We start from the raw sequence: 6,000 nt of genomic DNA, 5'->3' as shown, positions 1-6,000 counted from the left end.
CCGCCCCGGCCGCGCGCGCCCCCCGCCGGGCCTCGGCGGGGGGGGGGGGGGCGCCCCCGCGGGGGGGGGGGGGGGGGGCCGCCCCGGCCCCCCCCCCCCCCCGGGCCCGGGCGCCCCCCCCCCCCCCCCCCCCCCCCCCCCCCACGCTCCAGCTCACGTATTTCCTCGTCGAGCGCCGCGTCTTCTTCGGAGATCACGGGCGGCGCGGTCGCGTCGGCGGTCTTGTCCTGCTCGACCGCCTGACTCCGCGCTGTCTTCTGCGGAGCCTGCAGCCAAGCGCGTGAACCGGGCGGCAGCATCTCGGACAAGCTCGCCATGGCGCGGCGCTGGGCCATGGTGACGGCCCCGCGGCTCTTGCCCAGAAGGCTGGCCACCGCAGCGGTCGTGCGCCCCTCGACTAGCTTGTAGCGCAGGCATTCTCGCTGCAGATCGGGGAGCCTGTCGACACGCCGGGCCAACGCTCGCCGGTTATCACCTACAGCGGCCCTGACCTCGATCGGCAGCCAGTCGGCGTGCTCCAGGGCGGCCACGATCTCGGTTGCCGTCCTACTCGCCCGCGCGGCCGACGGGTCGGGGGACTCGGCGTTGTCGATCGGTGGTTCGGGTTCGTGCTCGCTGTCGCCGAGGTCGATCGCGACGGGGTCGGCCGGCCGTGACTGTTCGTCCGGTTCGGCGGGCGGACGTTGCTCGGTGGCGACGGTCCGCGCCATCTCGCGGTCGAAGCGCGCCTGCCACTCGGCATCGGATTCACCGTTCGGCATCGGGTAGGGCGCGCCGTCGGCCAGATCAGCGATTCGCACCGACAGGCCGTCCAGGTAGGCGTCGATCAGGCCCGGCCAGACGTCGTCGTCGAGTTCGTCGGCCCCGACCTGTAGCAGCTGCCCGTCCAGAAGGAGCTTGATCAGTCCGTCCAGGGTGTCGACGTAGGCGAGCATGGATTCGTCGCGTCGGTTGGAGAATTCCCGTCGCAGTTCCGCGACTACGGCACGCCACGCGCGTGGGTCTTCCTGTTCGGGACCGACCCCGAATCGGTACGCCAGGTCGTCGCGAAGTCGTACGAGCAGGTCCAGGGTGTCGGCCAGCGTGGTGCGCGGCGGTTCCGAAGCGCCTCTGGAGGCCAGGAACTCTCTGAAGATGTGGACAACGTCCTCGTACCACGTTTGCCGCCGATTCATGGACTCGAATGCAGGCTCCGCGTCACCGATGCCATCTCGGATCGATTCGAGCTCGGCCGGTGGAAATTCCAGATTGCCCGCCAATAGCCTTGCCATCGCGGGGTCGAGGTCCGGCTCATGAAACGAATTGCTGAAATCGACCGGAATCAGTCGAACACCGTGGTCGACCCCCAGGTTCGCGCCTTCGAACCGGTCCCATGTTCGTAGCAGTCGTTCGGCCAGTACCAGTCGCCGCCAGACCGGTGTGTGTCTGAAACGGGCCATGGAGGAGCCATCTGCCGGATTATCGACAACTTCCGACGCATATTCCATCAGCAGGACGAGACCGCGCTTGTCACGCCGCAGCGTCTGCGGGGCCGGCACCCCGATAATTCTGGATATCAGGCTGCCCAGCTCCTCGGCATCCGCTTGATCGAGGTCGCGGACCGTCTTCTCGATCGCGCGGAAACCGTTGCGGTAGGTGATCAGCACCACCTGCTCCGACATCGTCGAATCGCCCGAGTCGCCCTTGAGGGTCTTGCGTCCGCGCACACCGAAAGCTTCTGCCTCCGCCAATTTGTCAGCAAAGGACCGCTCGTCGACGAGGTCCTTCATCCACGCGATCGCGTCGGGATCGGTGTAGAACTTCAGCGCTGATTCCGGCTCGGCATGGACTCCGGACACCGTCTCGACGGTAACCCGGCCATCCGGACGGACCTGTACGCGCCAGTGATCGATGGGGATCTGGTCTTGGGCTGCCATCTCCCGCAGGAAGGGATCCGCCAGATCGAGCAGATGCTGCTGACCGCGCAATGGTGAGGCAACCACGATGCGCATGGTTCCGTCCTCGCCATGGACGAGACCTACACCTCTGCCGAGTCTGCGCGCACCCGCTGCCGCCAAGAGATCCTCGGCCGCGAGCACCGCCAATGCCTCACGCACTTCGCCCACGTACTTGTGCCAGGCTTCGATCTGGGGTCTGACCTGCTGGAATCTATCATTTATCGCGGGCAGCGCCTCGTCGTCGAGGAGCACTTTGACCGCCAGCTGATCGAGGACGCGTCGGCGTAGCACAGCATCCAGCCGGCGGGCCTGGATGTCTTTCAGTCGCGCTATTCCCTCGGCGATCTGGTCTGCGTTCTTCCGGTGCAGGTCAGCGGTATCGACCCCGAGCCGATTTGCCTGGCGCAACACCTCGGCGACTACTTCGGCGGCTTCGTCCTCTGCCCGCTCCAATGCTCGGCGTGCGTTGGGCGCAAGCTCACGGGGTTCGCGCGTGTTCGGCTGCGCGGGTGCGGGACGCTCGGACTCGGTGCCATCGCCGAGGTCGATCGCGACCGGGTCGATGCGATCAGCGGTCGAGGTCGGCTGCGTATCGGAGGTAGTGGTTCGCGTCGTCGGCGTCACGTTCGCTGGTTGGATCGGCTCGACACCCGTCTCGGTCACGACCACGATGCCGCGCCGCTGCTGCGTCCAGCCGAGCTCGGTAGCGGCCGACCGCACCCGGTTCGTCGTCTCGGGATTCGTTCCGCCGCGACCGTTGAGCACGCGATCCGCCTGAGCCTTGCTCACCTGCGCCCGAGTGGCCACATCGTCGAGCGTCACTCGTCGGAGTTGGCCTCGGCTCAGCACCCGCGACACCAGCTCTGGCGGGAGTTCCCCGGCCAGCACGTGCGCGATCCGATACAGCGCGCCCTTGACGGTGCTCTGGCTGCGGCCCGTCGCTCGAGCGACTTCGGGTTGCGAGAGACCCTGCACCAGATACAGCTCGGCGTATTCCCACTCGGTGCCCGAGAGCTGCGAGTAGCACGGCCCCAGCACATCCGGGTAGTGCGCCGCGATCGCCTCGATCAGGAACATCGCCGAGCCGTCGGTCAGCAACACACCGACGGACAGCAATGTCGCCAGCCGTGGCGCGGCGGCCTGCCGCAGCGCGGCGACCCGCGCCGGCGACAAATCCAGTGCCTTCGACTTCTCCTCGATGGTCAGCTCGTCGGAGTACAACAGGGCGCCGCCTGTTCGCAGGTCCCGCGGAAGTCGATTGATGCATTCCGTCAGCACTTCCGTTGGCGCTGATCGGATGATCCGAAACGCCCTGCCGCGGCGCGGATAGTCGGCGGTGCCCTCGTGGACCGCCGGGACCGGTGACCTCTCGTCTGGATTGTCCACCACGACGCCGGGACGTCTACTTGCCCATCCGAGCCGAGCGGCCTCCGTCCGAATCCGCTGCTCCGTCTTCGGATCGGCGTGTCCGCCCGCGAGTACCCGGCGCGCCGTCCCCTCGGCCACTCCGGCCCGAATGGCGATGTCCGCCAGAGTCACTCGACGAAGTGGGCCAGCCCTCAGATAGCGCCGCACCAATGTGGGCGGTAGTTCTCTCGCCAGTATGTGGGCAATTCGTCGCAGCAGCTTGTTGACGGTCGTCTGCTGGATACCCCGGGTCCTCGATATGTCAAGTGTCGAAAGGCCCTGTGTCAGGTACTGATCGGCATACTGCTGCTGGAGACGGGTGAGTCGCGGAAAACAGGCTGCCAATATCGCCGGCTCGTGCGCGTGGACCGCCTCGACCAGCAGTAGTTCCCAATTCTCCGACAACAGCATTGCCGCCAGCAGGTCGGCGATGTCATGTTGGCGTTGTTGCACCGAGGTAGCCGGGCGGCCCAATCGTTCCGCCGTGACGGAGACGGACAGCCCCTCCAGGAGCAGCAGCGTTGCGACGTTCTGGTCTCCCTCGGAAAGGAACGGGATCAGGCGCCGCAACTCATCCTTCGACGTCCCGCGGACGAGCTGCAACTCCCTACCCCGCTGGTGGTACGGCACTCGATCGTGATCGATGCGTACAACGGGAACCGGCGAATTCGACGTCTGTTCTTCGCCATCGGCGACGATCCCGGCCCGCCCATGTCGCACACCGAGACGGCGCGCGGCCGCCCGAACCCGCTCGATCGTCTCCGGTCCGGCATCCGGATGCCCAGCGAGGATTCGTTTCACAGTTATCGTGCTGACTCCCGCTTCCCGGGCGACATCGACCTGGGTGGCCCGCCGGAGGGGTCCGCCACTCAGGTACCGCTCCACGACCTCCGGCGAGAGGGTCGAGGCCATGCGCCGTGCGATGCGGTGCAGCATGCGGCGAACTCGCTTCGGCCTCCAGGCCAGCGCCGTCGCGATTTCGGGCACTGTCCGACCCTGCCGGAAGTATGACTCGAAAACTGCCTGCTCGGCCTCGGTTACCGGCCCCGTGACCGGTTCCAGCAGATCTCGGTCGTGAGCCCAGACCGCCTCGACCAGCAGCAGCATCTCCTCATCCGTGAGTCCGCTGGGATGCGGTTCGGAGCGCCGCAGAGCGGGAGATCCGACGTGGGACAACGCCATCGACACCGTGCGAACCGCGTTGTGCAGCCGCTTCCGGATGAGGTCGTTGTTGCGCCCCGTGGCGGCCGCGATGTCGGCCACCGTCTGCCCCATGAACCAGCGGACGAAGTATTCCCGCGGTCCGGGGCGAAGGCGTCGAACTACGCTGCCGAGCAGTTCGGGTCGCTCGTGCTGGGCTGTTCGAATCACGGCCACATCCGTGGCCAGGCGTTCGTCATCCATCGCAAGCGCTTCGCCGCCCTCGGCGAGCACCGAGGCGAGGCCTTCGTTGTCGGCCGCGAGCGCGGCCAATGCCCTGATCAGCGGGCCGTGTTGCGGCATTTCCGCCGCGAACTTCCGGCCCAGCTCGGCACGTGCGCGAGCGATCAGGTTGTTCACTTCACTCGGCGCAGCCCCCAGGTGGTCGGCTACCTCCTCTGGGGAGTAGCCTTCGACCGCGGTGAGCCAGAGCACTGTGCGAAATTCTTCGGGCATCGATTCGAACGCCAGACCGATAGGGGTTTCCTCGGAGACCTCCGGTGCTCGATCGCCGCCCAGCTGGATTCGATCGAGTGCGGCCATATCGTCGGTGGGGACCTGCCGGCCGGCGCGAGCGCTGGCGGCGTACGCCCGGTGACGAACGGCCGTGCGCAGGTAGGCGCCGAAACTGAGCTCTGGCCCGTCACCTCGGCGGATCCTCACGAGCAGGTCGGCGAAGCAGTCGGCCACGATGTCCTCGGCGTCGGATCGGTCGCGGACAATCTCCATGGCGGTACCGAGACCCCATCCGTAGTACCGCTCGTACAGCTCGTCGTAAGCGCCGGGGTCGCCCGCGCGAACTGCGGCGATCCGCTCTTGATCCCAGGCACGTTCCAGGCGCCACCGCTCGGGGATGTTCGCGTCGTCCCGGGCCTCGTGCGTGTTCGGCTGCGCGGGTGCGGGGTGCTCGGACTCGGTGTCATCGCCGAGGTCGATCGCGACCGGGTCGATGCCCCCGTGGCGGCGCGCTGATTTGTCGGCTTGCGATGTCTCATCGGTGATCTCGGTCGGCGCCGCGGAATTGCGCGAGGTGGCCGCGGCGGTGCTGTCGGCGTGGCGGGCGCGGATTGCTGCTTCCAGCCCGCTGCGCCCCTCGATGCCGAACTTGGCGTAGATCGATGTGACGTACTTCCGCACCGCCCACGGCGTTACTTCGAGCTCCGTCGCGATTTCTTTGTAGTCCCTGCCTTCCACGAGTCGCGTGAACACCCGGAACTCTTGTCGGGTCGATCCGACTCGGGCGAGTTCGAGCGACCCGGCCACGTTCTGGTAGGCGATGCGTACGTTGTCAGGTATTTCTTGCTCGACGATGTGTCCCATCGCCGATGTCTCGATGATTCCTCGCACCTCGTTCGCGACGGCGGACACGAGTTCCCGTCTGGTCATGCCCGGCAGGCCGTAGCGCAGGAAATCGGGCATAGACACGGGTGCGGTAGCCATGTCGATGTCCGGGAAC

1 protein-coding gene (only partly in view) is annotated in these 6,000 nt (G+C 67.0%); it reads right to left on the bottom strand.

What is annotated here, in order from left to right; all coding sequences use genetic code 11:
* Window positions 1-6,000 carry part of the coding region annotated (locus ACIHAX_RS35540; protein ID WP_397282016.1) for a sigma-70 family RNA polymerase sigma factor on the bottom strand (this coding region is incomplete at its 3' end). Its footprint extends 22,535 nt past the window's final position, so 6,000 of the 28,535 annotated nt are shown.

The sequence above is a fragment of the Nocardia sp. NPDC051929 genome, from assembly GCF_044548645.1.
In the GTDB taxonomy this organism is placed as follows: Bacteria; Actinomycetota; Actinomycetes; order Mycobacteriales; family Mycobacteriaceae; genus Nocardia; species Nocardia sichangensis.
The sequence above is the reverse complement of the archived record's forward strand: the minus strand, read 5'-3'. Positions and strand labels throughout refer to the sequence as shown.